Origin of the sequence: Microbacterium galbinum, from assembly GCF_023101185.1 — a bacterium.
GTDB lineage: Bacteria > Actinomycetota > Actinomycetes > Actinomycetales > Microbacteriaceae > Microbacterium > Microbacterium galbinum.
Genome location: NZ_CP078077.1, coordinates 3,212,247 through 3,237,461 on the forward strand (window position 1 = coordinate 3,212,247; position 25,215 = coordinate 3,237,461).

Annotated in this window: 27 protein-coding genes and 1 tRNA gene; 10 read left to right on the forward strand and 18 right to left on the reverse strand. The window is 69.8% G+C overall.

Annotated elements, in window-relative coordinates; all coding sequences use genetic code 11:
* Positions 1–11: 11 nt before the first annotated feature.
* The 14 genes from KV396_RS15540 to KV396_RS15605 all read right to left on the reverse strand — a co-directional run bounded on the left by KV396_RS15540 (position 12) and on the right by KV396_RS15605 (position 11,669).
* A complete protein-coding gene (locus KV396_RS15540) occupies positions 12–1,388 on the reverse strand; it encodes a flagellar hook-length control protein FliK (protein ID WP_247956281.1) in 1,377 nt (458 codons plus the stop codon).
* On the reverse strand, positions 1,385–1,807 hold the full coding sequence (locus KV396_RS15545; RefSeq protein ID WP_247956282.1) for a hypothetical protein: 423 nt from the start codon (positions 1,805–1,807) through the stop codon (positions 1,385–1,387). Before KV396_RS15545 ends, KV396_RS15540 begins: the two co-directional genes overlap by 4 nt.
* A complete protein-coding gene (locus KV396_RS15550; protein ID WP_247956283.1) occupies positions 1,804–3,132 on the reverse strand; it encodes a FliI/YscN family ATPase in 1,329 nt (442 codons plus the stop codon). Before KV396_RS15550 ends, KV396_RS15545 begins: the two co-directional genes overlap by 4 nt.
* A complete protein-coding gene (locus KV396_RS15555) occupies positions 3,129–3,785 on the reverse strand; it encodes a FliH/SctL family protein (protein ID WP_247956284.1) in 657 nt (218 codons plus the stop codon). The genes KV396_RS15550 and KV396_RS15555 overlap by 4 nt, the downstream gene beginning before the upstream one ends.
* Complete coding sequence (locus KV396_RS15560; protein WP_247622304.1) at positions 3,782–4,861, reverse strand: flagellar motor switch protein FliG; 1,080 nt, start codon at positions 4,859–4,861, stop codon at positions 3,782–3,784. The genes KV396_RS15555 and KV396_RS15560 overlap by 4 nt, the downstream gene beginning before the upstream one ends.
* The gene (gene fliF / locus KV396_RS15565; protein WP_247622303.1) at positions 4,858–6,495 is read right to left on the reverse strand and encodes a flagellar basal-body MS-ring/collar protein FliF; all 1,638 of its coding nucleotides are present in this window, start codon (positions 6,493–6,495) and stop codon (positions 4,858–4,860) included. The genes KV396_RS15560 and fliF overlap by 4 nt, the downstream gene beginning before the upstream one ends.
* Before the next feature lie 2 nt (positions 6,496–6,497).
* Positions 6,498–6,818: a flagellar hook-basal body complex protein FliE gene (fliE, locus tag KV396_RS15570; protein WP_372491548.1), complete on the reverse strand. Its 321-nt coding sequence runs from the start codon at positions 6,816–6,818 to the stop codon at positions 6,498–6,500.
* The gene (locus tag KV396_RS15575; protein ID WP_247956285.1) at positions 6,818–7,210 is read right to left on the reverse strand and encodes a flagellar basal body rod protein FlgC; all 393 of its coding nucleotides are present in this window, start codon (positions 7,208–7,210) and stop codon (positions 6,818–6,820) included. The genes fliE and KV396_RS15575 overlap by 1 nt, the downstream gene beginning before the upstream one ends.
* Positions 7,207–7,554, reverse strand: coding sequence for a flagellar basal body rod protein FlgB (locus KV396_RS15580; RefSeq protein ID WP_247622301.1), 348 nt, complete (start codon positions 7,552–7,554; stop codon positions 7,207–7,209). The genes KV396_RS15575 and KV396_RS15580 overlap by 4 nt, the downstream gene beginning before the upstream one ends.
* A gap of 109 nt (positions 7,555–7,663) precedes the next feature.
* The gene (locus KV396_RS15585) at positions 7,664–7,939 is read right to left on the reverse strand and encodes a hypothetical protein (RefSeq protein ID WP_247622300.1); all 276 of its coding nucleotides are present in this window, start codon (positions 7,937–7,939) and stop codon (positions 7,664–7,666) included.
* 5 nt (positions 7,940–7,944) lie between these two features.
* Entirely contained in the window at positions 7,945–8,358 is a 414-nt protein-coding gene (fliS, locus tag KV396_RS15590; RefSeq protein WP_247956286.1) for a flagellar export chaperone FliS, read from the reverse strand.
* 20 nt (positions 8,359–8,378) lie between these two features.
* Positions 8,379–9,740: a flagellar filament capping protein FliD gene (gene fliD, locus KV396_RS15595; RefSeq protein WP_247622299.1), complete on the reverse strand. Its 1,362-nt coding sequence runs from the start codon at positions 9,738–9,740 to the stop codon at positions 8,379–8,381.
* Between the two features lie 101 nt (positions 9,741–9,841).
* Positions 9,842–10,705 carry a flagellin N-terminal helical domain-containing protein gene (locus KV396_RS15600; RefSeq protein WP_247622298.1) on the reverse strand — a complete coding sequence of 288 codons (864 nt, stop codon included), beginning with the start codon at positions 10,703–10,705 and terminating at the stop codon, positions 9,842–9,844.
* Positions 10,706–10,811: 106 nt separating this feature from the next.
* Positions 10,812–11,669, reverse strand: coding sequence for a sigma-70 family RNA polymerase sigma factor (locus tag KV396_RS15605; protein ID WP_247956287.1), 858 nt, complete (start codon positions 11,667–11,669; stop codon positions 10,812–10,814).
* 195 nt (positions 11,670–11,864) lie between these two features.
* Here KV396_RS15605 and KV396_RS15610 point away from each other — a divergent pair, with 195 nt between their 5' ends.
* The 3 genes from KV396_RS15610 (at position 11,865) to KV396_RS16850 (ending at position 13,521) form a co-directional block, all read left to right on the forward strand.
* The gene (locus tag KV396_RS15610; RefSeq protein ID WP_247632088.1) at positions 11,865–12,458 is read left to right on the forward strand and encodes a molybdopterin-dependent oxidoreductase; all 594 of its coding nucleotides are present in this window, start codon (positions 11,865–11,867) and stop codon (positions 12,456–12,458) included.
* Positions 12,455–13,180: an FAD-binding oxidoreductase gene (locus KV396_RS15615; protein WP_247956288.1), complete on the forward strand. Its 726-nt coding sequence runs from the start codon at positions 12,455–12,457 to the stop codon at positions 13,178–13,180. Before KV396_RS15610 ends, KV396_RS15615 begins: the two co-directional genes overlap by 4 nt.
* An 86-nt stretch (positions 13,181–13,266) precedes the next feature.
* On the forward strand, positions 13,267–13,521 hold the full coding sequence (locus KV396_RS16850) for a DUF6510 family protein (RefSeq protein ID WP_407665605.1): 255 nt from the start codon (positions 13,267–13,269) through the stop codon (positions 13,519–13,521).
* Here KV396_RS16850 and KV396_RS15620 read toward each other — a convergent pair.
* A tRNA-Val gene (locus KV396_RS15620) sits at positions 13,481–13,553 on the reverse strand. The genes KV396_RS16850 and KV396_RS15620 overlap by 41 nt on opposite strands.
* 152 nt (positions 13,554–13,705) lie before the next feature.
* Here KV396_RS15620 and aceE point away from each other — a divergent pair.
* From aceE to KV396_RS15650, 6 genes are all read left to right on the forward strand, one after another.
* Positions 13,706–16,432, forward strand: coding sequence for a pyruvate dehydrogenase (acetyl-transferring), homodimeric type (aceE, locus tag KV396_RS15625; protein ID WP_247956289.1), 2,727 nt, complete (start codon positions 13,706–13,708; stop codon positions 16,430–16,432).
* Between the two features lie 31 nt (positions 16,433–16,463).
* Positions 16,464–17,660 (forward strand): PucR family transcriptional regulator, encoded by a 1,197-nt coding sequence (locus tag KV396_RS15630; RefSeq protein WP_247633966.1) that lies wholly within the window; start codon positions 16,464–16,466, stop codon positions 17,658–17,660.
* A gap of 100 nt (positions 17,661–17,760) precedes the next feature.
* Positions 17,761–18,681, forward strand: coding sequence for an ACP S-malonyltransferase (locus KV396_RS15635; protein WP_247956290.1), 921 nt, complete (start codon positions 17,761–17,763; stop codon positions 18,679–18,681).
* Positions 18,678–19,679: a beta-ketoacyl-ACP synthase III gene (locus KV396_RS15640; protein ID WP_247622287.1), complete on the forward strand. Its 1,002-nt coding sequence runs from the start codon at positions 18,678–18,680 to the stop codon at positions 19,677–19,679. Before KV396_RS15635 ends, KV396_RS15640 begins: the two co-directional genes overlap by 4 nt.
* A gap of 68 nt (positions 19,680–19,747) precedes the next feature.
* Positions 19,748–19,996, forward strand: a complete 249-nt coding sequence (locus KV396_RS15645; protein WP_017202249.1) for an acyl carrier protein — start codon at positions 19,748–19,750, stop codon at positions 19,994–19,996.
* A 95-nt stretch (positions 19,997–20,091) separates the two neighbouring features.
* Positions 20,092–21,336 carry a beta-ketoacyl-[acyl-carrier-protein] synthase family protein gene (locus tag KV396_RS15650; protein WP_247956291.1) on the forward strand — a complete coding sequence of 415 codons (1,245 nt, stop codon included), beginning with the start codon at positions 20,092–20,094 and terminating at the stop codon, positions 21,334–21,336.
* Positions 21,337–21,401: 65 nt separating this feature from the next.
* On the opposite strand, the gene yczE is transcribed toward KV396_RS15650, so the two are convergent.
* Positions 21,402–22,100, reverse strand: a complete 699-nt coding sequence (gene yczE, locus KV396_RS15655) for a membrane protein YczE (RefSeq protein WP_247956292.1) — start codon at positions 22,098–22,100, stop codon at positions 21,402–21,404.
* Between the two features lie 72 nt (positions 22,101–22,172).
* Here yczE and yczR point away from each other — a divergent pair, with 72 nt between their 5' ends.
* Positions 22,173–23,576: a MocR-like transcription factor YczR gene (gene yczR, locus KV396_RS15660; RefSeq protein WP_247956293.1), complete on the forward strand. Its 1,404-nt coding sequence runs from the start codon at positions 22,173–22,175 to the stop codon at positions 23,574–23,576.
* A gap of 173 nt (positions 23,577–23,749) precedes the next feature.
* Here yczR and KV396_RS15665 read toward each other — a convergent pair whose 3' ends face one another.
* Together KV396_RS15665 and KV396_RS15670 are read right to left on the reverse strand one after the other, a co-directional pair.
* Positions 23,750–24,253: a DUF3145 domain-containing protein gene (locus KV396_RS15665; RefSeq protein WP_247956294.1), complete on the reverse strand. Its 504-nt coding sequence runs from the start codon at positions 24,251–24,253 to the stop codon at positions 23,750–23,752.
* 183 nt (positions 24,254–24,436) lie between these two features.
* On the reverse strand, positions 24,437–25,210 hold the full coding sequence (locus tag KV396_RS15670) for a hypothetical protein (RefSeq protein ID WP_247622282.1): 774 nt from the start codon (positions 25,208–25,210) through the stop codon (positions 24,437–24,439).
* Between the last annotated feature and the right edge of the window lie 5 nt (positions 25,211–25,215).

Genomic DNA, 25,215 nt, shown 5'->3' on the forward strand with positions numbered 1-25,215 from the left:
GGGGTGTCCTCTCAGGCGAAGGTGTCGAGACCCGCGCCGGCGACGGCGAGGGCGGAAGTCGGGACGGAACGTCGATCGGGCGCATCGGCACGAAGACCCGGGGCGACCACGGGGCCGCTGCCGCGCCTGTCGCCCGCCTGTCCCCCGGCGCCGGGATCGGTTCCGGGCTGCGCGAACCGATCGGAACCTCCGGCATCCGTCGACGATGCGGATGACGAGGTGAGCGAGAGGTTCGCGTGGGGCAGCACGGCGGCGAGGTCGCGACGCAGATCGGAGACGATCGCACGCAGCGCTTCGCGCCCGGCGTCGGTCGCTCCGACGAGTTCGACGTGCACGTCCCCGTTCTGGCCGATGTGCGCCCGCACGGTCACGGGGCCGAGGGTGTCGGGACTCACCGTCATCGTGAGTTGGTGGCTGCCGGCCGGGCGCTGGGCGATGTTGACGACGACCGGGGACACCTGGGTGGCGACGGACCGGGCGGATGCCGGGGGCTCCGGCGGCGAGACGACCGCGACGGCGGGCGCCGACGCTGTCGCCGCGGGTGCGACGACCGGGGCGGACGGCGTCGCGGCCGCGGGGCCTGCGGGCCGATCCGAGGGGTCTGCGACGGTGCTGGGCGCAGGTGCGGCAGCCGTCGTGACCCCGGATGCCCCGGTCGACGATGGTGCGGACGGCGCAGCGGCGGGAAGAGCGGATGCCTCCACCCGCGTCGCGGCAGGCGCGGGAGTGAGGGTCGTCGGTGCAGCCATGACCGGCGGGGCACCGTGCACCGGCCCAGCGGCGGACGACGGGCCCGTCGACGGCACGGAAACAGTGGGGTCCGGGGCCGCGGATGCGCGAGCGGGAGCTACGGCGCCGTCGAGCGGGGCATCGGCATCCTCTCCCCCGGTCGCCGACGTCGGCGGCGCGAAGAGCGTGGAATCGATCCCGTCGTCGGCCGTCGCGTCGGAGCGGGAGGCGGAAGCGGTCTCCGTCGTTCCGGGCGTCGATCCATCATCGGCGGCGAGCGTCGTGACCGTCGGCGCATCGGCGGGAACCGCGGTCGGGGCCGGCGTCGGAGCCGGAGCCACGGCCATCGCGCTGATCATCGCGACGGCGTCGACGGGGACCGCACTCACCGATGTCTCGTCCGGCGCCGACTCCGTCGCATCCGTGGCGTGCTCTCCGGCACTCGGAGCGGCCTCGAGCTCCGTCGTCACGGTCGGCGCGAGGCGCACCGATCCGTCCGTGCCGGTCGGGGCGTCGAGCATCCGTTCCGCGAGTTCCAGCGCGGCCCCGAACGACCTCGTCTCCGCGGGCGTCCCGCGTCCGGTCGGGGCCGCGCCCCCGGCGACGAGCGCGGCGAACGGGTCGGACGACGCCGTTCCCGCGGCGATCCCCGCCCTCATGCGGTGCGCTTCTCGCGCCGGCTGCGCACGACGGCGATCTCGTCGAGAGCCGTCTGCTCCGCGTGCTGCGCGATCCGGGCGCTCTCGACCCGGTGGGCGTCCTCGAGGCGTTCGAGGCCGCGGAGCTCTCGGCGGGCCTCGACGTGGGCCGCCTTCGCCTCCGCCTCCTCGGCACGGCGCATCTCGGTGAGCGCCTGCACGTCGCTCAGGGCACTGCGGCCGGCGGCGCGAGCCGCGGCCATCGCGAGCAGGGTCGGCGCGTCGTCGACCTGTGCGCTGATCTCGGCGAGACTCACGACCGCTCCTTGTTCGGCGGTCTCGGCCTGCAGCCGCGCGGATGATGTGCGGGACAACTGCTCCGCGGCGACGCGCTCCTGCGCGTCGCGCACGCGCAGGAGGCCGGCGAGGGGGAACGTCATGGCGTCAGTCCTCCGAACTCGGTGGTGAGGGCGGCGAGGAGCCGCCAGGAATCCTCGGTTGTGGTCAGATCGTCCATGCGCTGCGTCAGGAACGCGGCGATGGCCTGCTCGTTCGCGAGGGCGGCATCGACCAGTGGATTCGCCCCTGGCCGGTACGCACCGATGTCGATGAGGTCGTTCGCGCTGCGACGCGCGGCGAGCACGCTGCGCAGCGCCACCGCATGCGCTCGCTGCTCGGAGGTCGTGATCTTCGAGACGACGCGCGAGATCGACCCCAGCGCATCGACGGCCGGGAAGTGGCCGCGCACCGCGAGGGCGCGGTCGAGCACGACGTGGCCGTCGAGGATGCCGCGGGCCGCGTCGGCGATCGGCTCGTTGTGGTCGTCCCCGTCGACGAGCACGGTGTACAGGCCGGTGACGGATCCGACCGGCCCCGTGCCGGCACGTTCGAGCAGGCGGGCGAGAACGGAGAAGGTCGACGGTGGATACCCGCGGGTCGCCGGTGGCTCGCCCGCGCTCAGTCCGATCTCACGCTGAGCCATCGCGACACGCGTGAGGGAGTCCATCATGAGCACGACGTCGTTCCCCTCCGCCCGGAAGCCCTCGGCGATGCGGGTGGCGACGAACGCCGAGCGCATGCGCACCATCGCCGGCTGGTCGGAGGTCGCGACGACCACCACCGAGCGCGCCAGGCCCTCGGGCCCGAGGTCGTCCTCGAGGAACTCCCGCACCTCTCGACCGCGCTCGCCCACCAGAGCGATCACGGTGACGTCGGCCGTCGAGCCGCGGGCGATCATCGACATCAGCGATGACTTGCCCACCCCCGATCCTGCGAACAGACCAAGGCGCTGTCCCGTGCCGACCGGGGTCAGCGTGTCGAGCACGCGGACGCCCAGTCCGAGTTGGCGGTCGATCCGCTGACGGTTCAGGATGCTCGGAGCCTCGTGATCGAGCGGGGCGAACGCGGTGTCGCGGCCGAGCGGCCCCTTCCCGTCGATCGGGCGGCCGAGACCGTCGAGCACCCGCCCGAGCAGTGAGCGACCCGTCGGCACGCGCAGGCGCTCGCCGGTGTGCAGCACGCGGGCCCGCGCGGTGATCCCGTCCAGCGGTCCGAGCGGCATGCACCGCGCCGATCCGCCATCGACCGCGACGACCTCGGCATCCACGCGGCGTCCGTCCGCCACGTCGATCCGCACGCGGTCGCCGACCGCGGCATCGATGCCCACGACCTCCGCTCCGAGGCCGAGCACGGACTTCACCGTGCCCGATCGCTCAGGGCGCGCGGCCTGGAGCACGCGCTCCCACGACACCGTGCGCGCAGTCATGCCAGAGCCTCGCGATCGGTATCGTCATCGCGGTCTTCGCCGCTCAGGGCATCGCTCGCCCGACGCAGTGCCTCCGTGACGCGCACGTCGACCGCGCCATCGGCGATCTGCACGATGGCGCCACCGGGCGATACGGATGCATCGTCGATCATCTCGACGCCGTGCAACGCGGCCACGGCATCCGCATCCGCGCGCAGGATCTCGCCGTCCCGTGGATGCACGGCGACGCGCGTCCACCGGTCCACGGGCATCTGGGCGAGGGCCCTGCGGAGCGCGTGCGCGGCCGAGCGCGCCGGGTCCGACAACTCCGCGCCGAGGATCGCGGCCGCGAGCTCCACCGCGAGCTCCTCGATTCGGTCCGCCGAGAGAGCGCTGGTCGTCCGGACGCGATCCGCCACCGCCGATCGCGCATCGTCGAGTGCGGTCAGGGCGCTCTCGTACCGGACCGCCCGCGCATCGCGATCCTGTTGGAGCCGCTCGGCCTCGGCGGCCCGCTGCGCCCGCGCCTCGTCGAGCGCGATCCGGCGCCCCTCCGCGAACCCTTCCGCATAGCCGCGCGTGCGCGCCCGAGCGGCCTCGTCGCGCACGTCGGTCGGGGTCTCCCCCACGCGCGGCACGACGAGTGGGGTGAAGGCGGTGTCGGAGAGCGTCATTCGATCAGCTCGTCCTCGTCCTCACGGGAGATCGTGATCTCCTCCGCCGCCTCGAGCTCGCGGATGATGCGCACGACCTCGGCCCGCGCCTCGTCGACCTGACGCACGCGCACCGATCCGAGCACCCGCGCCTCCTCGGCGAGGTTCTCCTTGTTCCGCTCGGTCATGTTGCTCGTGACCTTGAGAGCGATCTGCTCGTCCGCCCCCTTGAGAGCGAGAGCCAGGACCCGCAGGTCGATACCGCGCAGCACGCGCTGCGCATCCCGGTCCTCGAGACGCGTGAAGTCGGCGAACGTCACCATGCGGCTGCGGATGTCCTCGGCCAGGGCGAGGTCGCGTCCCTCGAGGCTCGCCAGCAGCGACTTCTCGAGCGCGGTGTCGGAGCGGCTGATGATCTCGACCAGGGGCTGCACGCCGCCGATGGACTCGTGATTGTCGCGCATGGCGAAGACCCCGGTGCGCGAGCGCAGGGAGTCGGCGACGATCGAGATGGCCTCCTGCGTGGCGGTGCCCATCGTGGCGATCGCCTGCGCGACGTCGGTGCGCAGCGGATCCTGCAGGGCGGCGAGCACGGCGGCGGCACGATCCGCCCGCAGGTTCGCGAGCACGACCGCGACCGTGGTCGGCAGCTCTCCCTCGAGGATCGTGGCGAGCTGGGCGGGATCGGCCGCGTTCAGGAAGTCGAACGACACCGCGCCCTGCGACATGACCCTGCCGACCATGCCGACCGCCTTCTCCCGGCCGAAGGCGGTCTCCAGCAGTCCGGTCGCAAGCTCCTGCCCGCCGCGCGAGGGCACCGATCCGCCCGTCGCGATGCGGGTGAAGGCGGCGAGAGCGCGGGCCGTGGCGGCGAGGTCGACGCCGCCGAGCTGCGTGAGCTCCGCGGCGAGCAGCTCCGACCGGTCCTCGCCGAGCAGACGGAGCACCTCGGCGCTCGCCTCCCGGTCCATGTTCAGGAGCACGATGGCCGCCTGGCGCAGCCCGCTCATCGGAGCGATCGCCTGACCGGACGCGGCGACGACGGCCTCCGTGATCTGCTCGGTCGGGGCATCCGGGGATTCGATCTGCATGCTCATACGGTCGACTCGTCCATCAGGCTCGCCAGCGCGGTCGCGGTGGCTTGGGGTTCGCGGCGGGCGATGTCGTCGATCTCACGGCGACGACGCTCGACGAGGATCTGCTCTCGCTCGGGCTCCTCCTCGACGTCGAGCAGGGTCGGTGAGACCTGCGGCAGCAGCGGTGCCGTCAGGGCTTCGCGGTCCTGCAGACCCTTGAGCGACTTGAGCTTCTGCTCCTCGCTCTCGGTCAGGGTCGCGAGGTACTCGATCGGGCCCTCGTCGGTGTAGGCGATGCGACGCTTCATGCGCAGGCGGATCGACAGGAAGACGACGAGGATGATCACGGCGAGCAGGATCGAGCCGCCGATGATCGCCGACCGCACGAGCTCCTGCTGGAACTGCGCGGCCTGCTCGGCCTCGGCGGCCGCCAGTGCGGTCTGCGCGGCGTTCGCGCCGGCGCCGGCGAACTCCACGAACTCGACGGCGATCGTGTCGCCGCGCTCGACGTCGATGCCGGCGGCCGAGGCGACGAGGGTCTCGATCTGCGCCGCGGTCACGCCGGTCACGGTGCCGCGGTTGAGCGCGATGCTCACGGTCTGCCGGGTCACCTCGCCGGCGGGGGTGATCGTCTTCTCGGTCGACTTGTTGACGGCGTTGTTGCGCGAGGTCTCCTCGAACTCGTACGCGCCGTCGCCGTCCGCACCGTTGGGCACCGCGATGTTGTCGGGGCCGAGCACACCGGTGCCCCCGCCCTGCCCGCCGGTGTAGGTCTCGGTCTTCGTCTGCTCCGAGGCGCTCAGGTCGCCCTCGGGGGCCGAGTAGGTCTCGTCCATCCGCTCGGAGGTCGAGTTCGCGACGTCCGCCGACACCGTCACGGTCGCGTTCCCCGGGCCGACGATCGTCTCCAGCATCCGGTTCACCGACGCCGCCACCCGGGCCTCGTGCTCGGTCGCCTGCTTCGACGAGTTGCCGGCCACGCCCGAGCCGACGGCCGAGAGTACCGTGCCGTTCTGGTCGGTGACCGCGACGTCCTCCGGCGTCATGCCCGGAACCGACGCGCTCGTGAGGTGGATGATCGCCTCGATCTTCTCGTCGCTGAGCGTCGACCCGTTGCGGGTCTTCACGAACACCGATGCGGTGGGGGTCTGCTGCTCCGAGACGAACACGCTCTCCTCGGGGATGGCCAGCTGCACCGACGCCGTGCTGATTCCGTCCATCGCGCCGATCGTGCTCGCGAGCTCGCCCTCGATCGCGCGCTTGTAGGTCACCGACTGCTGGAACTCGCTCGCGGTGACGCCCATCTTGTCGAGCAGGGTGTAGCCCTCGCTCGTGTCGCCCGGGAGGCCGGCGGATGCCGCCGCCAGTCGCTGTGCATAGACCTGATCGTCGGGCACGAGGATCGTGGCGCCGCCCTCGGCGAGCTCGTAGCCGACGCCCGCCGACTTGAGCTGATCGACGACCGCCGAGGCGTCGCCGGCGCTGAGTCCGGTGAAGAGCGGGCTCATCTGCGGCTTGGTGAGCCAGGCCCCGAGTGCGACGGCACCCATCACCAGCAGCGCGACGCCGATGATCGCGATCGTGCGCTGAGCGACGCTGAAGCCCGAGACGATCAGCTTCACGCGTTCGAAGGAGTTCGTGATCACCTTCGGCATGATCAGGCCTGCATCCGCATGATCTCGTTGAACGCCGAGACGCTGCGGTCACGGATCGCGACCACGAGGTCGAGCGTCACGCCGGCGCGGGCGGAGGCGATCATGGCCTGGTGGATGTCCTGCAGGTCGCCGGTGACGGCCTGCACGGCGAGCTCGTTCGAGGTCGACTGCAACTGCTGCAGGTTCTCGATCGCGCCGGACATCGACGTCGCGAAGGCGCCCGCCGAGGCGGACGATCCGGTGCCGTCGGCACCGGATTCGAAGCTGAGGGCCGACATCGGACTGACGCCTGTGGCGGAGATCGCGTCGATGGGGGTCGACATCAGTTGCGTCCGATCTGCAGGGCGGCCTCGTAGGTGGTCTTGGCGCGGTCGACGACGGCGGCGTTCGCCTCGTAGCCGCGCTGGGCGAGGATCAGCATGCTCATCTGGTCGCCGAGTTCGACGTTCGGGTACTGGACGTACCCGTCCTCGTTCGCATACGGATGCTGGGGGTCGTAGACGAGCTTCGCCTCGGCCTCCGATTCGACGACCCCGGCGACGAAGACGCCCGGGCTCTCGGTACCCGCCTGCACCGTGACGAACTTCTCCCGGAACGCCTCTTCACCGGCCGGGGTGGCGGTGTTGACGTTCGCGATGTTGTCGCTGAGCGCGTCGAGCCACTTGCGGTGCACGTTCAGTCCGGTGCCGGCGATGCCGATCGCGTCGAAGGTCATGCGGATGCCTGGCCGATCGCCTTGGTGATCGAGGCCGCCTGGCCGCCGATCGCCTGGCTGGCGAACTGGAACCGGAGCACGGTGTCGATGTTCGACAGCGTCTCGGTGTCGAGGTTCACATTATTGCCGTTCAGGCGGGTGGGCTCGAGCGAGCGCTCGACGGTCGCGGCGACCGACCCCGATCCGCCGTCGACCGCGCGACGCAGCTCGTCCTCGAACTGCACCCGCTTCGCCTGGTAACCCGGCGTGTTGACGTTCGCGATGTTCTCGGCGATGGAACGCTGGCGCAGCGCCAGACCGTCGAGCGCGCTGATCAGCGCGGAGGAGGTTACGGATTCGAGCACGGCGGCACCCCGGATGTGTGGTGGAGAAGCCGATCCGTGGCCTGCGTCGAGCGATCCGTGCTCGTGGCCGACTATCGCGACAGTGCGGTGTCGGCGTAACCGCCGCCGCTCATCCTTCGACGTCGAGGTAGGCGGGAGCGTCGGGCGACCCCGTCGGCACCCGACGGAGCGCGGCGAGTTCACGCGCCACGTTCGCCCGCGAGGCGGTGAGACCGCGGATCATCATCTGCTGACGCGCCAGCACCGCCTCCGCGCGTTCGCGCAGCTCTTCGGGCACGGGTCCGGGAGGCGGCTCGAAGGTCGGGTCGAGCTGGTCGTCGGCGGCATCGAGCGCCCGCTCGAACGTATCGAGCACGGCCAGCCACGACGCGAGGTTGTCGGTCATGCGACTCAGCCCAGCGCGGATGCCGGGGCGGGAGCCGCGGCCGAGGTCACCGCTGCGGCCTGGTGCCACGCTTCGCGGAGCGGCGCGACGAGTTCGCGGCATTCCGCAGTGGCCAGCCGATCGCGGCCGATGTTCGCGGTGATCAGGCGACCGGTGACGTAGGTGTACACCGCGCGCAGGTCGGCCGCGCCGTCCCAGGCGTCGGTGAGCGACCCGTTCAGCTCGGCGACGATCTGCTGGGCGTGGGTGAGGTGGGTGCCCGCGGCCGACCAGTCCTCGGCATCCTGCGCGGCCCCGGCTCGATCGATGTCGACGAGCAGGCGGTCGTACAGCAGGGTGAGCAGCCGCTCGGGCGAGGCCGAGGCGACCTGCTGCTCGAGGTACTGCTGCTTGGCGCGTTCCAGGGATGTCAGGGGCATCGCTTGTCTCTCCTCGGCGATCAGGACTTGGTGGCGGTGAGGGCGGCGAGCTGCCCGGTGAGCCACGACGACTGGGATTCGAGCTTCGACAGCTGCACCTCGAGCTGCGAGTACGTGCGCTCCAGGGTCGCCCGACGCTGTTCGAGACGGACGTCCCACCGCTCGACCTGCGTCTTGAGGGTCTTGACCTCGGACTCCTGCCCGGTGATGCGCTGCGTGAGCAGACCGTCGTACTTGTCGGAGTAGGTGTCGGCCACGCCCTCGAGGCGACCGGCGACGCCCGAGAACAGCTCCTGGGTCTTCTCGGGATCGTCGGCGAGTGCCTGGGCGAACTTCTCAGCGTCGAACGACAGCACACCCTTCTCGTTGATCGAGATGCCGATGCTCGAGGGCGACACCCCGTCGATCGGGTGCTGCACGGCGTTGGCCAGGGCTGTGCGGAGGTTGCGCACGGTGCTGTCGCCGGTGAACACGCCGAGGGTGGTCTTCTCCCCCACCGCGCCGACCGTGGCCTTCGAACCGTTGTCGATGCGGGTGAGGAGACCGGCGATCTCCTTGATGAACGCCTCGGCCGTGGCCGTCTGCGCCTTCGCATCGAGGGCGACGGTGACCGTGACCGGGTCGGCGCTGGGCTTCGTGACGGTGACGGTGACGTCGTCGCCGACGGTGATCGTGTTGCTCGCGCTCGTCAGCACCTGCTCGGCCGAGGTCCCCGCGAAGAGGCGGATGCGGGCGTCGGCACCGGCCGTCAGCACGGCGGCTCCCGGCTCCGTGCCGAGGTCGATCGCGGTGCCCGCGTCGAGATCGTCGCCGTTGCCGCGGTGCAGCGTGAAGGTGTTCTCGGCACCGGTCTCTGCGGCGTTCAGTTGGATGCGCGAGAGCGGGGCGCCGTCGGCATCCGTCCCGGCGGGCACGACGGTCGCCGTCACCCCCGCCTTCGCGGCGTTGATGGCTTTGGCGAGATCGTGGGGCGATGCACCGGCGGGCGCGATCTCGGTGCGGGTGCCGTCGGCGGCCACCAGCGTGAACGCTCCTCCCCAGGAATCCGCGCCCGCAGCCGCGGTGACGACCGAGTGCGCGGTGGCGACGGCGTCGACGACGATGCTCGTCGAGAAGGCGCTCGCCTTCGGCCCCGCGTTCACGGTGACGCTCTCGGACGACGACGTGGCGGTGAAGGCGGCCAGCGAGGTGGCGGACGCCGCGGTCTTGGCCTTCTCGACCAGCGCCTGCAGCGAGGTGTTCAACGACTGCAGGTTCGTGATGATCGAGGTGCGGTCGGTGATCTTGGTGGTGATCAGCTTCTTCGGGATCGCCGACACGTCCATGAGCGCGTCGATGAGCTCGCCGGTCTTCAGTCCGGAGACCAATCCGTCCAGTTTCATCCTCGGATGCCTTCCCTCGGGGCGTGTCGCAGGTCTTAGGGGAAGGCGCCCGGGCGGAGTGTCCCCCGCCCGGGCGCCCGGTGCGCCTCAGGCGCGGCGGCTCAACGGAGCAGCTGGAGAACGCCCTGGCCGGACTGGTTCGCCTGCGCGAGCATCGCGGTGCCCGCCTGCTGCAGGATGTTCGCAGCCGTGTACTTGACCATCTCGGCCGCCATGTCGGTGTCGGCGATGCGGCTCTTGGCCGCCGAGAGGTTCTCGGCCGAGACCTGCAGCGAGTTGATCGTCGACTCGAAGCGGTTCTGCACCGCACCGAGGTCGGCGCGGGCCGACGAGACGCTCTTGATCGCGGCGTCGACCGTGTCGATCGTCGCGGCGGCGACGGTCGGGTTGGCGAAGCCATCCGCAGTGGTGAGGATGTCGTCGCGCAGGTCTGCCGCCAGCGTGGCGATGTTCGCCGTGCCGAGGTTCACGGTGATCTGGCTCGAGGCGGAACCGTCGGCGCCGACCTGGAAGCTCAGCACACCGTTGCCCGCCGCGCCGGCGGTGCCGTCGAGCAGCTGGATGCCGTTGAAGTTGGCGCTCTCGGCGATGCGGTCGAGTTCGTCCACGAGCTGCGTCACCTCGGTGGTGATCGCCTTGCGCGAGTCCGCGTTGTTCGAGTCGTTACCGGCCTGCACCGCGAGGTCGCGCACGCGCTGCAGGATGGAGTGGACCTCGGTGAGCTGGCCTTCTGCGGTCTGGATGACCGAGATGCCGTCCTGAGCGTTGCGGGCTGCGACGTTCAGGCCGTTGACCTGCGAGCGCAGGCCCTCGGAGATGGCGAGGCCGGCGGCGTCATCGGCTGCGCGGTTGATGCGCAGGCCGCTCGAGAGCTTCTCGAGCGACTTCGAGACGTCGTTCTGGTTGCTCGACAGGTTGCGGTACGAGTTGAGCGCGCTGACGTTGGTTGCGATCTGAAGACCCATGAGTATCCTCCGTGGTTATGGGACTGGAAGCGGGTCCATCCGTGGACCTGCACATCCCACATTCGCGACAGCTCGCGCGGTCCGTAACCGGTGACCGACGGGAAAGTCAGATCGCGGGAAGGAGGTCTTCGCTGCGGTGCGCGCTCGCGGGCTTCTCCGGTCCGAAGAGCGCTCCGAAGAACTCGGCCTTCGCGGGGCTGGTGCGGTCGCCGGCGGTCCCCTGCTCCCAGGCCTCCATCGCCTCACGCATGAGAGCGAGACCGCGCGAGCGCAGCTTCGACACGTAGGCGTGGCTCACCTCCATCTCGTCGGCGAGGTCCTTGACCATGCGGTCATCGAGGTAGATCCCGCGGATCACCCGGCGCATCGCGTCCGGCAGCGCATCGAGCACGCGCACGACCATGTCACGCGTCTCGTTCTGCTCCGCGGCGAACTCGGGGAGCACGATGCTGTCGGTGAGATCGACCGCCTGTCGACCCGATTCGGGATCGAAGTGCTCCTCGAAGCTCGTGGCCGTGCGCACCATCGCATCCAGGTGCAGCATCTCGGCGACCGCCGCGATGTCGAGACCCGCTTCCTTCGCGACCTCGGCGGGTGTGCCGGCACGACCCGTGCGAGCGAGCACGGCGTCGCCTGCGGCGCGGATGAGCTCGATCTTGTCGCGCCCGCGCTCCCCGGCGGGGTCGGCGCGACGCATCTCCGAGAGCATCGCCCAGGTGATCTGCGTGCGGGCGAAGGCACCGAAGGGGATGCCGCGCTCGGGTTCGTAGGTCATCGCCGCGCGGGCGAGCCCGAGGCGAGCGGCCGACATGAGGTCGTCGAGGTCGACGTGCTCCGCCGTGCGGGCCTTCTCCAGCGCGAGGAACGTCGCCAACGCCATGTTGTCGCGCGCGAGCCGCTCGGCGGTGGCCGGGGCCGTCGCGCGCGATCCGGAGACAGCAGAGGAAGCAGAATCCTGCAGCAACGTGGCTCCTTGAGTTATCAACTGATTTACGTGTGAAGCTAGCAGGTTTTACACGTAGACAAGTAAATAATTGATTTCGCAGGAGTGTCGGATCGACTTCGCCACTCGTGGCGATGCGCGGACGTTGGACAGATGTCGTAGCGCGGCCGTCGCCCATCCGCTTGAATGACCCCACACGAGCGAAGGCAGGCGAGCATGAGTGTGATCTCCCGCGGATTCGGAGCGCGCAGACGAGAGTCCGATGAGCGGCTCCCTCCCGGTCAGTATCTGACCGGGGACTTCCCCGTGCTGTCGGCCGGACCGACGCCCCGGATCCCGACCGAGTCCTGGGAGTTCGTCGTCGTCGGTCGCGACGGGATTCGGCACACCTGGACGTGGGAGGAGTTGCACGCGCTCCCGATCGAGACGATCACCACCGACATCCACTGCGTGACCCGCTGGTCCAAGCTCGGGACGCAGTGGCGCGGGGTCGCGGTCGAACGCCTCCTCGACGCAGTCGGCGACGATGCGGCATTCGCCGAGGTCTTCTCCTACGGCGGGTACACGACCAACCTCTCCCGCGACGACCTCGTCGGAGGGCGCGCGTGGATCGCGCTGGAGTTCGACGGCGAGCCCCTCGCCCCCGAACACGGCGGACCCGCCCGCCTGCTCGTTCCGCACCTCTACTTCTGGAAGTCGGCGAAGTGGGTGCACGGGCTGAACCTGCGCGAGCACGACGCACCGGGATTCTGGGAGCAGAACGGCTACAACATGCACGGCGACCCCTGGAAGGAGGAACGGTACTGGTGACGACCGCACCGCTGTGGCGCCCGGCGACCGTCGTCACGACACGCAGCGCCGGAAGCCACGGGCGCATCCTCGGACTGCAGGTCGACGGCTGGCCGGGCAATCTCGCCGGGCAGCACGTGGACGTGCGCCTCACGGCCGAGGACGGATACCAAGCCGTGCGGTCCTACTCGCTCGCCTCCTCCGGCCCCGGCGAGGTTCTCGAACTCGCGGTCGACGAGGTTCTCGACGGCGAGGTCTCCCCCTACCTGGTCGAAGACGTGCGGCCCGGCGATCAGTTGGAGATACGCGGACCGATCGGTGGCTACTTCGTCTGGACCCCCGATCGCCCCGAGCCCGTTCAGCTGATCGCCGGCGGATCGGGCATCGTTCCCCTCATCGCCATCGCCCGTGCGCACGAGCGCTCCGGCAGCAGCGCACCCATGCGGCTGCTGTACGCCGTGCGCTCGGCGTCGGACGCCTTCTACCTCGACGACATCGACCGCCTCGCCGGCAACGGCCTCGTCATCGACTGGGCCTATTCGCGCGTCGCCCCGCCCGGCTTCGCACGTCCCGCCGGTCGGGTGGATGCCGCGACCATCCTCTCGTCGACCTATCCGCCGTCGCTGCAGCCGTCGGTCTATGTATGCGGGCCGACCGGTTTCGTCGAGGCCGTCGCCGATCTCCTCGTCGCGGCGGGGCATCCGCCCGACCGCATCCGCACCGAGCGCTTCGGAGGAGCCTGATGGAACACACTCCCGAACCCCGGCCCGTCCGGCGCGTCGACGGCAACGCCGCCGGCGGGTATCTGCTCGAGATCTTCGGCAGGGACATGACCGGCGCGCGCGCGCGATGCGCGCACTGCCTGCGCGCCGCGGTGGTGGCGGATGCTGTCGCTGAACTCGACGACAACGGCATGATCCTGCTCTGCCGCGGGTGCGGTCGCACTCTGCTGACGTATCTGTGCGCGGGCGGGAGCGCGACGCTCACGATCGGCACCCTCACCCACCTCGAGTGGGACGAGGATCGTGCGATGGATTCTGAGGTGGGCCCTGCCGGGATCGAACCGACGACATCCACGGTGTAAACGTGGCGCTCTACCAGCTGAGCTAAAGGCCCTGGTGCGTCCAGTGTATCCGTATGCGGATGCGCACCCGCATGGTGGAAGAGGGCTAGGCTGAGGACGGCGCGCGTTGTGCACAGCCGACAAGGCTGCCCGCGTCGCTTCCCGTTTCCTTGGCATGACCTGCCAGCTTGACGAAAGGCTCCCCGTGACCGTCCACGACCAGGATCCGTACTCTCAGGACTCTCTCGACAGCGACCCGGAAGAGACGGGTGAGTGGCAGCAGTCGCTCGATGAGCTCGTCGATGCCAAGGGCCACGGCCGTGGGCGCGAGATCATGCTCAGCCTGCTGAAGCGCTCGAAGGAGCTGCACCTCGGCGTGCCGATGGTTCCGACCACCGACTACATCAACACGATCGCACCCGAGAACGAGCCCGAGTTCCCCGGTGATGAAGAGGTGGAGCGCCGCTACCGCGCGTGGATCCGCTGGAACGCCGCCATCACGGTGCACCGCGCACAGCGTCCCGGCATCAGCGTCGGCGGGCACATCTCGACCTACGCGTCGTCGGCCGCGCTCTACGAGGTGGGCTTCAACCACTTCTTCAAGGGTGCCGACAACCCCGGCGGCGCCGACCAGATCTTCATCCAGGGCCACGCCTCGCCCGGCACCTACGCCCGCTCCTTCCTCGAGGGCCGACTGAGCGAGGACCAGCTCGACGGCTTCCGCCAGGAGAAGTCGCACGCCCCGCACGGCCTGCCCTCCTACCCGCACCCGCGCCTGATGCCGGAGTACTGGCAGTTCCCGACCGTGTCGATGGGCCTCGGCCCGATCAACGCGATCTACCAGGCGATGTCGAACAAGTACCTCGAGAACCGCGGCATCAAGGACACCTCGCAGTCGCACGTCTGGGCCTTCCTCGGCGACGGCGAGATGGACGAGGTCGAGAGCCGCGGACAGCTCCAGGTCGCGGCCAACGAGGGACTCGACAACCTGACCTTCGTCGTCAACTGTAACCTCCAGCGTCTCGACGGCCCGGTGCGCGGCAACGGCAAGATCGTGCAGGAGCTCGAGTCGTTCTTCCGCGGTGCCGGCTGGAACGTCATCAAGGTCGTCTGGGGCCGCGAGTGGGACGACCTCCTCGCCCGCGACACCGAGGGTGCGCTGCTCAACCTCATGAACGTCACGCCCGACGGCGACTTCCAGACGTTCAAGGCCGAGTCCGGCGGATACATCCGCGAGCACTTCTTCGGTCGCGACGAGCGCGCCGCCGCCCTCGTCGAGAACTACTCCGACGACGACATCTGGAACCTCAAGCGCGGTGGCCACGACTACCGCAAGGTCTACGCCGCGTTCAAGGCCGCGACCGAGCACAAGGGCAAGCCCACCGTCATCCTCGCGAAGACCGTCAAGGGCTACGGCCTCGGTCCGCACTTCGAGGGCCGCAACGCGACCCACCAGATGAAGAAGATGACGCTGGACAACCTCAAGACGTTCCGCGACGCCATGCACATCCCGATCACGGACGCGCAGCTCGAGGAGAACCCGTACCTGCCCCCGTACTACAACCCGGGCCCCCAGGACGAGACCATCCAGTACATGCTGGAGCGCCGCAACAACCTCGGCGGCTTCCTGCCCGAACGTCGTTCGACGCACGTCGGTCTCTCGTTGCCCGACGACACCGCCTACGCACTCCCGAAGAAGGGCTCTGGCACGCAGGAGATCGCCACGACCATGGCGTTCGTCCGACTGCTGAAGGACCTGCTGCGCTCGAAGGACTTCGGCCACCGCATCGTGCCGATCATCCCCGACGAGGCGCGCACCTTCGGTATGGACGCGTACTTCCCGACGGCGAAGATCTACAACCCGAACGGCCAGCACTACACCTCGGTCGACCGCGAGCTCCTCCTCGCCTACAAGGAGAGCCCGCAGGGCCAGATCGTGCACGTCGGCATCAACGAGGCGGGCGCCCTCGCGGCGTTCACCGCTGCCGGCACGTCGTACGCCACGCACGGCGAACCGCTGATCCCGATCTACCTCTTCTACTCGATGTTCGGTTTCCAGCGCACGGGCGACGCCCAGTGGGCCGCGGGCGACCAGATGGCGCGCGGTTTCATCATGGGCGCCACCGCCGGTCGCACCACCCTGACGGGTGAGGGCCTGCAGCACGCCGACGGGCACTCGCACCTGTTGGCCGCGACCAACCCCGCGACGATCTCGTACGACCCCGCGTACGGCTACGAGATCGCGCACATCGTGCGGTCGGGTATCGAGCGCATGTACGGCGGAGAGCACGAGGACCCGAACGTGATGTACTACATCACGCTCTACAACGAGCCCATCGTGATGCCCGCCGAGCCCGAGAACGTGGACGTCGACGGCATCGTGCGCGGCATCCACCGCATCGCGGTCGGCGAGGGCGAGGGCCACCGCGCCCAGCTCTTCGCCTCGGGCGTCGGACTCCCCTGGGCCCTCGAAGCGCAGGAACTGCTGAAGAACGACTGGGGCGTGATCGCCGATGTCTGGTCGGTCACCTCGTGGACCGAGCTGCGCCGCGACGGCCTCGCCGCCGACGAGCACAACTTCCTGCACCCGGAGGAGGAGCCCCGCACGGCCTACCTCACCCAGAAGCTGCAGGGCGCCGAGGGTCCGGTCATCGCGGTGAGCGACTTCATGCACGCCGTCCAGGACCAGATCCGCCCGTGGGTCCCGCAGCGTTTCGCGACGCTCGGCGCCGATGGCTTCGGGTTCTCCGACACCCGCGCCGCGGCACGTCGCTTCTTCAAGATCGACGGCCCGTCGATCGTGGTGCGCACGCTGCAGTCGCTCGCCGAGGACGGCGTCGTCGACCGCTCGCTGGCCGCGCAGGCCATCGCGAAGTACAGCCTTCACGATGTCAACGCCGGAACCAGCGGCAACGCGGGTGGCGAAAGCTGAGTCATCGGTGACAGGTTCGTCTCCCGCTGGCATGGACAAGGCCGCGACCCTCGCCTGGCTGCGCCGGATCTCCGGTGACATCGCCTCGGTGACGATCAAGCGCCTGGAAGACACGCTGCCCTGGTACGCCGACATGCCACCAGCCCGCCGCTCTGCGGTCGGGCTGGTGGCCCAGGCGGGCATCACGTCGTTCATCCAGTGGTACGACGACCCCACCTCGACGCCGTGGATCGCGGCCGACATCTTCGCCGCCGCCCCGCGGGAGCTGCTGCGCAGCGTGAGTCTGCAGCAGACCCTGCAGCTGATCCGCGTGACCGTCGAGGTCACCGAGGAGCGCGTCGCCGGCAAGGGTGAGAACATCCGCGAGGCGATCCTGCTCTACTCGCGCGATGTCGCCTTCGCGGCCGCCGACGTCTACGCACGCGCGGCGGAGGCCCGGGGACTCTGGGATGCCCGACTCGAGGCGCTCGTGGTCGACTCGATCCTCACGGGCGAGGCCGACGAGGAGCTCCCCAGCCGGATCGCCGCCCTCGGGTGGCACGGTCATGGTGAGGTCGCCGTGCTCGTGGGCACGACTCCCCCACAGTTCGACGTCGACCAGGTGCGGCGCACCGCCCGCAAGCTGGCGGTCGACGTACTGATCGGCGTGCAGGGGTCACGACTTGTCCTCGTGCTCGGCCGCGCCCGTGACGAGGAGCAGGAGACCGACGACGACGAGCTCACGTTCCTCGAGATCGCGTCTCGACTGGAGCCCTCGTTCGGCCCGGGCTACGTCGTGCTCGGTCCCGCCGTCGTCGCGCTCGTCGACGCCAGCCAGAGCGCCCGCGCAGCACTCGCCGGTTTCGCGGTCGCCCGCGCCTGGCGCAGCGCCCCGCGTCCGGTCGAGGCCGACGATCTGCTGCCGGAGCGGGCACTCGCCGGTGATCCGCTGGCCAAGCAGACGCTCATCGAGCGGATCTACCGCCCGCTGCAGGCGCATTCGACCGACCTGGTCACGACACTCTGGAGCTATCTCGACAACGGCCGCTCGCTCGAGGCGACGGCCCGCGAGCTCTTCGTGCATCCGAACACCGTGCGCTACCGACTCAAGCGCGTCAGCGAGGTCATCGGCTGGGATGCCACCGGCCCGCGCGAGGCGTTGATCCTGCAGACGGCCCTGATCCTCGGTTCGATCGGCGCCGCCGACCAGTCCCGACGCCGCCCGTCGCAGCGCCGGGTGCCGCGCTGACCCGCGTTTCCCGCGGCGCTGTGCGCCACACACAAGCGTTCTTCGGAATCTTGTGATGAATCATCCACCGCTTGCCTCCGATCATTGGCAGACTGGGGATGTGATTGTCGTCGTATGCCCTGGTCAGGGCTCGCAGACCCCCGGTTTCCTCGCCCCTTGGCTTGAGCTCGACGGGGTGGCCGAGCGCCTCGCGTCGTACTCCGACGCAGCAGAGGTCGATCTCCGCCTCCACGGCACAGAATCGGATGCCGACACCATCCGCGACACGCGCATCGCGCAGCCGCTGATCGTGGCCGCATCGCTCATCGCGGCCGACGCCCTGAACGCCCGCGCCGGGCGCCGGGCCGACGGCATCGCCGGCCACTCGGTCGGCGAGATCGCCGCCCTGGTGGGCAGCGACGTGATCGATGCCGAGACGGGCATGCGCCTGGTCGGCATCCGCGGACGGGCGATGGCGGATGCCGCGGCGCAGACCCCCACGGGCATGAGCGCGGTCCTCGGTGGCGATGAGGCGGCCGTCCTCGCCCGACTCGACGACCTCGGTCTATCGCCTGCGAACTACAACGGCGGCGGCCAGATCGTCGTCGCGGGCGAGCTCCCCTCGCTCGAGGCCCTCGCCGCAGAACCGGTCAAGGGCACCCGGGTGATCCCGCTGCAGGTGGCCGGTGCCTTCCACACCACCTTCATGGCTCCCGCCGTGGCCGTGCTGCGGGACGCCGTCGCCGAGGTCACCCCCGCCGACCCGACGCTGACCCTCTGGACGAACCGCGACGGATCGGTCGTCACCCGCGGCGCGCAGGCTCTCGACTACCTGGTCGACCAGGTCTCGTCGCCCGTGCGCTGGGACCTCTGCATGGCGTCGTTCGCCGATCAGGGCATCACCGGCCTGATCGAGCTCGCTCCCGCCGGTGCGCTCACCGGACTCGCCAAGCGCGGTCTGCGCGGCGTTCCGAGCGTCGCCGTCAAGACCCCCGAAGACCTCGATGCGGCCGTCGCGCTGCTGAACGGAGAAGCCGCATGAGCGCCACCCTGACGCAGGCCACGGGCCCCGCTTTCACCCGCATCTACTCGTATGGTGCCGCGCGCGGCGAGAACGCCGTGCCCAACGACGACCTGATCGGTCCGATCGACTCGAGCGACGAGTGGATCCGCCAGCGCACCGGCATCATCACGCGTGCGCGCGCCGACAAGGGCACCGACGCGATCGACCTCGCGTCCGAAGCCGCCGCCGAGGCGATCGAGAAGGCCGGGATCCCGGCCGACCAGATCGACCTCGTCATCGTCGCGACCATCAGCAACCCGAAGCAGTCCCCGTCGGTCTCGGCGATCGTCGCCGACCGCGTGGGCGCGAACCCCGCAGCGGCCTACGACATCAACGCCGCCTGCGCGGGATACGCCTACGCCGTGGCCCAGGCCGATGCCCTCATCAAGGCGGGTGCCGCCCGCTACGCGCTGGTGATCGGCGCCGAGAAGCTGTCCGACATCGTCGATCCCGCCGATCGGAGCATCTCGTTCCTGCTCGGTGACGGCGCCGGCGCCGCCGTGATCGGCCCGAGCGACACCCCCGGCATCGCTCCCGCAGTGTGGGGTTCCGACGGCTCGAAGGCGGATGCCGTGGGCATGAACGGCACCCTGACGCAGTTCCGCGACGGCGAGGTGCCGTGGCCGACCCTCCGCCAGGAAGGTCAGACGGTGTTCCGCTGGGCGGTCTGGGAGATGGCGAAGGTCGCCCGCGAGGCGCTGGACCGCGCCGGCGTCGAGGCATCCGACATCGCCGCCTTCATCCCCCACCAGGCGAACATGCGCATCATCGACGAGTTCGCCAAGCAGTTGAAGCTCCCGGAGACCACGGTGATCGCCCGTGACATCGAGACGACGGGCAACACCTCGGCCGCATCGATCCCGCTGGCCAGCCACCGTCTGATGGCCGAGCACCCCGAGCTCTCGGGCGGTCTCGCCCTGCAGATCGGCTTCGGCGCGGGCCTCGTGTTCGCGGCTCAGGTCGTCGTGCTCCCCTGACCCGGGCCCGACTTTCCCTAGACTGTTCCACGGTTCCGAAAACAACCCGTAAGAAAGAGGAAGACCACATGGCTTTCACCAACGATGAGGTCCTCGCCGGCCTCGCAGAGCTCATCACCGACGAGACCGGCATCAACGCCTCCGAGGTCGCTCTCGAGAAGTCGTTCACCGACGACCTCGACATCGACTCGATCTCGATGATGACGATCGTCGTCAACGCCGAGGAGAAGTTCGGCGTCACCATCCCCGACGACGAGGTCAAGAACCTGAAGACCGTCGGCGACGCCGTCAACTTCATCGTCGCGGGCCAGGAGTAATCCACGAGGGATGCCACCCCCGCACCGTCGGGGCGTGGCATCCTCCGTCCTGCCCCCCACCCTGCTCTGAATCCCGTCCGACAAGGAACCACACCATGACCAAGCGCATCGTCGTCACCGGCATCGGCGCCACGTCCGCCATCGGCGGGACAGCTCCGGAGAACTGGACCAACCTCCTCGCAGGCGCCTCCGGCACCCGCGCACTCGAGCACGACTGGGTCGCCCAGTACGAGCTCCCCGTCACCTTCGCCGCCGAGGCGATCGTGCGGCCCGAGGAAGTCCTCCCGCGCCATGAGGCCAAGCGCCTCGACCCTTCTTCCCAGTTCGCCCTGATCGCCGCCCGTGAGGCATGGGCCGACGCGGGCTCCCCCGAGGTCGCCCCCGAACGCCTCGGCATCGACTTCGCCACCGGCATCGGCGGTCTCTGGACCCTCCTCGACGCATGGGACACCCTGCGTGAGAAGGGACCTCGCCGCGTCATGCCGCTCACCGTCCCGATGCTCATGCCCAACGCCGCGGCCGGCAACCTCTCGCTCCAGTTCGGCGCCCGCGCCTACGCGCAGACCGTCGTGAGCGCCTGCGCCTCGAGCACCGAGTCGATCATCCACGCGTTCCACCACCTGCAGGAGGGGCTGGCCGACGTCGTCATCGCCGGTGGCACCGAATCGGCGATCCACCCGATCACGATGGCCTCCTTCGCCTCGGCGCAGGCCCTGTCGCGTCGCAACGACGACCCCGCGACCGCTTCCCGTCCCGGCGCGATCGACCGTGACGGCTTCGTCATGGGCGAGGGTGCGGCAGCGCTCATCCTCGAGACCGAGGAGCACGCGAAGGCCCGTGGTGCGAAGATCTACGGCTACGTGCTCGGCGGCGGCGTGACGGCCGACGCCTACCACATCACCGGCAACGACCCCGAGGGCACGGGAGCGGCGCGCGCCGTCACCCAGGCGCTCGAGGAGGCGGGCATCACCGCCGATCAGGTCACGCACATCAACGCGCACGCGACGTCGACCCCGGTCGGAGACCCGAACGAGTACGTCGCGCTCAAGAAGGTCTTCGGCGACCGCATCGACGAGATCCCCGTGTCGGCGACCAAGGCGTCGACTGGTCACCTGCTCGGCGGCACCGGCGCACTCGAGGCGATCTTCGCGCTGCTCGCGCTGCGCGACCGCGTCGCCCCGCCCACCATCAACATGACCGAGCCCGACCCCGCTGTGCCGTTCCGCCTCTCCGGCGAGCCGACGCCACTGGGTGACGGCCCACAGTACGCGATCAGCAACTCCTTCGGCTTCGGCGGTCACAACGCCGTTGCGGTGTTCGCAGCGGCCGACAACGACTGAGTCCCGCACACGACGACGGCCCCCGGAGATACTCCGGGGGCCGTCGTCGTGTGTCGAGGGCGCGTTCAGCTCGGCACGGACGCCGCGGGCGGGGCGAGCCGCTGGGACCGTGCCACGCGCATCCGGGTGATCCGCGGTAGGAACCAGCCGATCAGCGGACCGACGCCGAAGGCGAAGAGCACCGTGCCCACGCCGACCGGCCCCCCGAGCACGAACCCGACCAGCAGGACGCTCCCCTCGATCAACGTCCGCACGATCCACACCTTCCAGCCGGTGCGGCGCACGAGTCCGGTCATGAGTCCGTCGCGCGGTCCCGGGCCGAAGTCGGCGGCGATGTAGAGTCCGGTCGCGAAGGCGAGCAGCAGCAGACCGAAGATGAACATCGGCGCTCCGATCCAGACGGTCGGCGGAGCGGGCAGCACGAGCAGCGTGAGGTCGGCGGCGGGGCCGACCATCAGTGCGTTCAGCAGCGTGCCGAGGCCGACTCGCTGCCGCAGGGGGATCCACAGCAGCAGCACGACGATCGAGACGAGCACGGTCACGGTGCCGTAGCCGATGCCCGAACTCCCCGAGACGCCGAGTGCGAGGACATCCCAGGGAGCGACGCCGATCCCGCCCCGCACCATGAACCCGAGCGCCACGCCGTAGAGGAAGAGACCGAGCACGAGCTGCCCGAGGCGCTCGACGAGGTCGCGCCGACTCGTGGCGGTGACGGGCAGGAAGACGGAGCGCAGGTGCATCTCTCCATGGTGGATGCCGGTCACGCTCCGAATCCGAGTCCACTCCCCCAGAAGTGGCCTGCAGAAATCAGTCCACTTCTGCGCCATGCTGGAGGCATGGGATCACGACTCGTCGAACAGCTCGGAGCGCAGAACGCCGCCGGCGCCACGGCGTCCACCCTCGCCGACCAGATCCGAGCGCTCGTGCTCGACGGTCGCCTGACCGTCGGCGAGCGGCTTCCGAGCGAACGTGCGCTCGCCCTGGAACTGCGCCGCTCCCGGTCGACGATCACCCGCGCGTACGGGCTCCTCGAGGCAGAGGGCTATGTCGCCCGGCTGCACGGCGGGAACACCCGCATCACCCTCCCGCACGCCGACATCGTGACCATCCCGACCGACGACGACTCGGCCATCGACCTGTCGATCGCCTCGATGGACTCCACCCCCGGCCTGTACGACGCCACCGTGCGCTCCCTCCCGCGCCTCGCCGCGATGCGGGGCACGAGCGGCTATTCGTTGCGCGGCCTCCCCGAGCTCCGCGAGGCCGTCGCCGCTCGCTTCTCCGAGCGCGGCGTCGAGACCTCGGCCGACGAGATCATGATCACCTCGGGCGCTCTGAACGCCCTCAACCTGGTGCTCGCGACGATCGGACGACGGGGAGAGCGCGCGCTCGTCGAGCAACCGACCTTCCCACACGCGCTCGAGGCGCTTCATCGTCACGGCTACCGCCTGGTGCCGACCCCCGTCGACGTCGAGGGCTGGGACGCACGACACCTCGCCGAGACGCTCCTGAGCGTACGCCCGCATCTCGCCTACCTGATCCCGGACTTCCACAACCCGACGGGCGCGACGCTCCCCGATGACGAACGATCGCGCCTCGTCGCCACCGCGCGCAGCGCCGGGACCACGCTGATCGTCGACGAGACGACCACGGAACTCGACATCGACCGCGGGTGGGCGCCCACACCGATGGCGGCGTACGACCCCCGCGTCGTGACCGTCGGCTCGATGTCGAAGATCGCCTGGGGCGGCATGCGCATCGGCTGGATCCGCGCCGAACGGTCCCTCATCACTCGACTCCTCGCGGTGCGCCCCTCGTTCGAGCTCGGCACGGCCCTGCTCGAGCAGTGCATCGCCGTCGAGCTGCTCGCCGACATGCCGGCCCTCACCGCACACGTGCGCACGCGCTTGCGGGCAGGACGCGCGGCGGTCGAGGCGGGACTCGCCGCGCTTCCCGGCATCCGGATGCCGTCGACGCCCGGCGGCCTCTCGGCGTGGGTCGATCTCGAAGTTCCGGTCTCGACGGCGCTGTCGCTCGCGGCGCGCGAGCGGCAGCTCATCCTGCCGCCCGGGCCGCGGTTCACCACCGGAGGCGTGCTGGAGCGCCGGCTGCGCATCCCCATCACGCTGCCCCCGGAGCGGACGGCCGAGGCGATGACGCGCGTCGCCGAGTCCTGGGCGCATGTGCAGGGCGGGGCGGCTTCCCACGGCGACGACCTCCGCCACGCCGCGGTGATCTGACCGGGCCGCCGGCTCTCCGACGACGGCACCTCCGACGACGAAGACCCCGCCGCTGCGAACAGGGGCGGGGTCTTCGTCTATGGAGCGGGGGACGTCTTCTCAGCGTCCGGGACGAATCACCGGCATCCGATACTCACGCCTCCCGCGCTCCAGGTCTGTGGGTGGTCGGCACGTCAGCCGACCTTGTGCAGCCACACGACGCGGGCGTCGTCGCTCGCGTGCCGGAACGGCTCGAGCTCGTCGTCCCACGCGGAGCCGAGGGCGACGTCGAGCTCGCGCTGCAGCTCGATCGCACTGCCGGCGGCGATCTCCATCGCATACCGGATGCGATCCTCGCCGATGACGATGTTGCCGGCGGCATCCGTCTGGGCGTAATGGATGCCGAGGTCCGGGGTGTGCAGCCAGCGTCCACCGTCGCTGCGGGGAGTCGGATCCTCGGTCACCTCGAAACGCAGGTGCTCCCACCCGCGGATCGCGGTCGCGAGAGCGGCGCCGGTGCCCACCGGGCCATCCCAGTAGAACTCGGCGCGGCGCGCGCCGTCGAGCACGGGCTGGTCGGCCCAGTCGAAGTTCACCGCACGCCCGATAGCGCGACCCACCGCCCACTCGAGGTGCGGGCAGAGCGCGCGAGGCGCCGAGTGGATGTACACCACTCCGCGTGCGTAAGCCGTCGCCATGATCTCTCCGTTTCATCAGGTGCGTCTTCCCCAACGACCTGAACCGAAATCAGCGACGATATGCGGTTATGCGCCCATTCTCGCCCACGATCCTGGAAATCACAAGCATGTGATTCCACGGGAAAGGCCCCGGTCGCGACGACCGGGGCCTTTCGTGGAGACGGGTCTCCGAGGTGCAGAGGATCAGGCCTCGCTCATCGCCTGCTTGACCTGCTGGCCCTTGGCGGCGTAGTACGCGGCGCGCGCGGCATCCTTGCGGGCCTGCTCGGCGTAGCCGTGCTCGAGCACCTCCTGCGGAACCTCGACGTTGGGAACGTCATCGGTGCCGTGGTACTTCTCGATGTACGCGTCGAGCTCGGGACCCGACGTCCACGAGGTGATGAGGCAGTAACGCGGCTCGGTACCGTTGTGCGTCGCGGCGTGCCACAGGCGCTGCGTGTCGACGATGAGCTGCGCGCCGGCCGGAAGCGCGATGCGGTACTCGATGCTCGGGTCGGTGCGGTTCTCGCGCAGGACGAAGTAGCTGTCCTTGTCGTCGGTGAGGTTGAAGAAGCCGCGCACGACCCAGCCCGTGCCGTCCGGGTTCAGACGGTTGTTGTCATCCTGGTGCAGGTTGTAGAGGCAGTCGCCGTACGGGGTCGGCTGCAGTTCGATGACCCGGCAGCGCCCGACGTTGGCACCGGGCTCCTGCGCGCGGCGCGTGAGGTTCGGGGCCTTGGCGGTCTGCGAATCGATCCAGACGCCGTCCTTGTCGGTGCGCGGCGGCTTGTGGTTCCAGAAGCCGTTGCACTCGATGTCTCCGAAGGCGCTGGCGAGCGGCGCGAATCGCGTGTCGCCCGAGGACTTCCAGTCGTTGTACTCGATGTCCAGCCACTCTTTGGGGTCGAGTTCCTGGTTGTAGCTGTCGAGGACGACGAAGCCCTTCTCCTCCAGCGCTTTGGACTTGATGTATCCCATGATCG

Coding starts and splice junctions, on each gene's coding strand:
- fliE (WP_372491548.1), bottom strand. CDS start 6,818: ATGTCGACCCCCATCGACGCGATCTCCGCCACAGGCGTCAGTCCGATG.
- KV396_RS15650 (WP_247956291.1), top strand. CDS start 20,092: ATGACCAAGCGCATCGTCGTCACCGGCATCGGCGCCACGTCCGCCATC.
- KV396_RS16850 (WP_407665605.1), top strand. CDS start 13,267: ATGACCGGCGCGCGCGCGCGATGCGCGCACTGCCTGCGCGCCGCGGTG.
- KV396_RS15610 (WP_247632088.1), top strand. CDS start 11,865: ATGAGTGTGATCTCCCGCGGATTCGGAGCGCGCAGACGAGAGTCCGAT.
- KV396_RS15545 (WP_247956282.1), bottom strand. CDS start 1,807: ATGACGTTCCCCCTCGCCGGCCTCCTGCGCGTGCGCGACGCGCAGGAG.
- fliF (WP_247622303.1), bottom strand. CDS start 6,495: ATGCCGAAGGTGATCACGAACTCCTTCGAACGCGTGAAGCTGATCGTC.
- KV396_RS15575 (WP_247956285.1), bottom strand. CDS start 7,210: ATGACCTTCGACGCGATCGGCATCGCCGGCACCGGACTGAACGTGCAC.
- KV396_RS15560 (WP_247622304.1), bottom strand. CDS start 4,861: ATGAGCATGCAGATCGAATCCCCGGATGCCCCGACCGAGCAGATCACG.
- fliS (WP_247956286.1), bottom strand. CDS start 8,358: ATGCCCCTGACATCCCTGGAACGCGCCAAGCAGCAGTACCTCGAGCAG.
- KV396_RS15600 (WP_247622298.1), bottom strand. CDS start 10,705: ATGGGTCTTCAGATCGCAACCAACGTCAGCGCGCTCAACTCGTACCGC.
- KV396_RS15540 (WP_247956281.1), bottom strand. CDS start 1,388: ATGAGGGCGGGGATCGCCGCGGGAACGGCGTCGTCCGACCCGTTCGCC.
- KV396_RS15630 (WP_247633966.1), top strand. CDS start 16,464: ATGGACAAGGCCGCGACCCTCGCCTGGCTGCGCCGGATCTCCGGTGAC.
- KV396_RS15640 (WP_247622287.1), top strand. CDS start 18,678: ATGAGCGCCACCCTGACGCAGGCCACGGGCCCCGCTTTCACCCGCATC.
- KV396_RS15550 (WP_247956283.1), bottom strand. CDS start 3,132: ATGACTGCGCGCACGGTGTCGTGGGAGCGCGTGCTCCAGGCCGCGCGC.
- KV396_RS15585 (WP_247622300.1), bottom strand. CDS start 7,939: ATGACCGACAACCTCGCGTCGTGGCTGGCCGTGCTCGATACGTTCGAG.
- KV396_RS15645 (WP_017202249.1), top strand. CDS start 19,748: ATGGCTTTCACCAACGATGAGGTCCTCGCCGGCCTCGCAGAGCTCATC.
- KV396_RS15670 (WP_247622282.1), bottom strand. CDS start 25,210: ATGGGATACATCAAGTCCAAAGCGCTGGAGGAGAAGGGCTTCGTCGTC.
- KV396_RS15665 (WP_247956294.1), bottom strand. CDS start 24,253: ATGGCGACGGCTTACGCACGCGGAGTGGTGTACATCCACTCGGCGCCT.
- fliD (WP_247622299.1), bottom strand. CDS start 9,740: ATGAAACTGGACGGATTGGTCTCCGGACTGAAGACCGGCGAGCTCATC.
- yczR (WP_247956293.1), top strand. CDS start 22,173: ATGGGATCACGACTCGTCGAACAGCTCGGAGCGCAGAACGCCGCCGGC.
- KV396_RS15555 (WP_247956284.1), bottom strand. CDS start 3,785: ATGACGCTCTCCGACACCGCCTTCACCCCACTCGTCGTGCCGCGCGTG.